Below are 3,068 nucleotides of genomic sequence, written 5' to 3'. Positions count from 1 at the left end.
GAGAGGTCTTGTAATTCAACCCTACCCCGGAACCTATTGTAATAAAATCACGTACGGTGTGCGGTTTGTACCCTTAATGCTACACAACGTTCGGTTGCATAGTAATTTGTCGATTAATGTCAAATCTGAGACTATCACTGAGGTGGTGGGTGGGGTAGCTGTGAAAGTGATTTTTGGGAGTGAGCGTAAAAAGGTGTCGGGGATTATTTCTTGTGATGCGGGTATGAGCAGAGATGCCTGCTTATTTGCGGTTAATCGATGGTTTGAACTCGTTGAGGGTAAGCTTGGTTTTTGTCTAAATGACCTCGTTATCACTACCTGGGAGCTTAACAAAGATCATGCGGGTATTCGTATTGATGGTATTCAGTGTGTTACCAAACGTGACCTTTACGGCATGATCGAGCGCACCTATCAAAAAGAGGAGAGTTTGGTTCGCAAAGAATGGAAGGTTTCTACGCCTATGTCTTTGAACAAGTTTGAGGAAGCTGTTTCTAAGGGGTTGGCAGGGATGGAGAAAGCGCAGGATATTAAAGATTTGCGCGATGAGGTTCGTGGGATGTGGGAGGCTCTAAAATTCAACAACAGCCGAATGTTGGAGCTTGGGCGGTTTGTTGAGGCGGTTTCTAAGAGTCAAATAAGTATGGTTGAGCGGATTGTTGCTTTAGAGAAAGGCCTAAGCACATTAAGCGACTCTGTTAGCAAATTAGTTGACGCTCTAACTGGAAACCAAACCGACAAACCCTCAACTTCAAAACAAGCTAATAGGGGTGATGCAGACGGGTTTGAATATGTCCGATAAACAAGACGCATTTAGAATGATTATCTTGCCTGTTTAGTTCTAAAGGTTTGTTTTTCTCAAAAATTGGTGTTTTGTCGCTTTTTAAGGTTTCAAATTTTATATTGCTGTGACTGTCATGTTTGACTTCGAAATCACAGTTGAAAATATTGTAATGACGGGTGCTTTTAGTGAAAATATCAACTTAGAGGTTGCAAATCAAAAATTAGAAGGCTCCAAGCGCAACTGGAAACAACTCTCCGGCTTATCCTTTAAACTAAAAAAGCCTCCAGCTACCTTTTTGCTTTTCCCAAACGGCAAATTCATATGCACCAACATAAAAACAAAGACCAAAGGCAAACAAGCCCTAACCAAACTCCTAAACATACTAAAAACAGAAAAAATAGTTTCAAACAACTGCACCTTTGAATGTTGCGTAAAAAATTTGATTGCTTCAGTGAATCTAAGCAGCGCCAATATCTCCCCAGAACAATTCACAAACGAATTCGAAACCATTTATGACCCAACCAAATGCTCCATACCCAACAGCAAAACAGATCCCCCACAAACAGCATTTCTTATCTTCCTTACCGGAAAACTGATCTGCACAGGAGCAACTAACAAAGAAGAACTAAAAAAGACCCTAAAAGACTTCTACAACCAACTAAAAGAAAACCCCTAAGCACAAGCAACACTTCATGATACCTATCCATCTTAAGAGCACCTAATTGTGTGAGCACGCTATATCTGGCAAGATATCTGAGGTCGCTATTTTTGATAGCATATTAGAGTGTCTCCTTAAAGCTCATGTGTCGCTCGGTAGAGTTTTCGAAGGAGTCTTTTTTGTTCTTCTCCAGTGATATGGTATGTTCGTATCCAGTGGTTATCTTTGTTTTTTTGCCAGCCCGCGTGAAGTGTGCCTCTGTCGGTTAATTCATTAAGAGCTTCATGGACAGAGCCTCGGCTAGCACCTTTGCCTTCTAGGTCTTTGCATAGTTGGGTAAAATTGATGTTTTCTAAGAGTACATCGTTGTATTCGAGGATTTTTAAGGCAACTTTTACTGGTGATCTAAGTTCCTCATACATAATGTTAGGGCGACCAATTTTCTCAATAGGCCTATCTTTGAGGTCTGTTTCCATTTTTTTCCCTCGATTTTCCTTAATTATCTTTTAGAGCAGGCTATTTAGGTTTTTTGTACTCAAGTATAATAACTATACTTGTGTTGTTTTGTTCAGGGGCAGGTTCAGTTACCGATGAAACTTTCTAAAAAAGGGAAAAAGGAAACAGGTTACCAAAGACAAATAGTAAACCGTACTGAATGGCGCAAATTAACTGTATCATTATCCGATAACTCCAAAGAGGACGGATACAACCAAGAAAATCAGGTTTCCAAAAGGAGCTATTGCAAGCGCAAGGGTAAAGAAGATCATGGTTGGGATTGTTGGCGAGGCAAGCACACCGTTTGGGTATAGTTCACGGTGCTCCTTTAGAGTATCAAAGTGTTTTTTCAAATTTGCTTCAGCTTTTACAAACCGTAGCAATTTTCTAGCAGGTTTGCCATCACTGTCTTCTTGAATTACCACTGTTTCGGCTGGAAAATATTCAAGCCCCCCAAGCTTAGTTAACGGTATACGCCTTGCCGTAAAGAGTAGCCAGGCCTTTTGGCGTAGGGTAAGTTGAATGCCTTCAAACATGTTTTTTCCTTTAGCGAGGTCTTTTAGATTTAAGACAAAAATGGCTATAGGCCATATCAGGCTTAAAATGGCCGAGTTGCAAAACACCGCTAAAACTATAGGCATTGCAGAAACTTCTAAGGGCGGACTAAACGTGAAGGGGATTGCTGGAAGAGTTAAGCCAATAAATATGAGTGCTTTAGCGTCTGCACTACCATAAAATCCCGAACAGAATAAAACAGACCCCAAAAATAAAGAAGCCGCCAAAGAAACCAAAACCGCCGATGCTCCCACAAAGTTAAACGCTACGCTCGCAAGGGTCATTGCACATCCAATTGGATATGCAAAAATCCAAACCCGATTATCAACTCTTCGGGTCTTAAGATCAAGCACTGAAGCATACCCCAAAATAATCAACACAAAAACAAACGGCAACCACATCAACAACAATAGTTTTCATCCTCTACCCTTTAGAATTGTGGAGATTTTAAAAATCAACCAAATCATCCTTTTGCCTATTCTGGATCAGCCGAAAAACCATGTTGATAATCAGAAGAGGCAGACCAATTAGTCTTGCACTCTTGCGACCACACATCAGTTGCCTCTTCTTTTGTGTTCT

The 3,068-nt window shown here is 40.7% G+C and carries 4 protein-coding genes; 2 read left to right on the top strand and 2 right to left on the bottom strand.

The window, feature by feature from the left end; all coding sequences use genetic code 11:
• A partial coding sequence (locus FWF39_RS12215; protein WP_343383713.1) for a hypothetical protein occupies nt 1-799 on the top strand: 799 nt, incomplete at its 5' end.
• Nucleotides 800-914: 115 nt separating this feature from the next.
• On the top strand, nt 915-1,457 hold the full coding sequence (locus FWF39_RS12210) for a hypothetical protein (RefSeq protein WP_343383712.1): 543 nt from the start codon (nt 915-917) through the stop codon (nt 1,455-1,457).
• A 116-nt stretch (nt 1,458-1,573) separates the two neighbouring features.
• Here FWF39_RS12210 and FWF39_RS12205 read toward each other — a convergent pair whose 3' ends face one another.
• Nucleotides 1,574-1,915: a hypothetical protein gene (locus FWF39_RS12205; RefSeq protein WP_343383711.1), complete on the bottom strand. Its 342-nt coding sequence runs from the start codon at nt 1,913-1,915 to the stop codon at nt 1,574-1,576.
• A 201-nt stretch (nt 1,916-2,116) separates the two neighbouring features.
• A complete protein-coding gene (locus FWF39_RS12200; RefSeq protein WP_343383710.1) occupies nt 2,117-2,884 on the bottom strand; it encodes a prepilin peptidase in 768 nt (255 codons plus the stop codon).
• Between the last annotated feature and the right edge of the window lie 184 nt (nt 2,885-3,068).

It is taken from the genome of Candidatus Bathycorpusculum sp., assembly GCF_009778815.1.
GTDB lineage: Archaea > Thermoproteota > Bathyarchaeia > Bathyarchaeales > Bathycorpusculaceae > Bathycorpusculum > Bathycorpusculum hydrogenotrophicum.
This window is presented reverse-complemented; position numbering and strand designations above follow the sequence as displayed.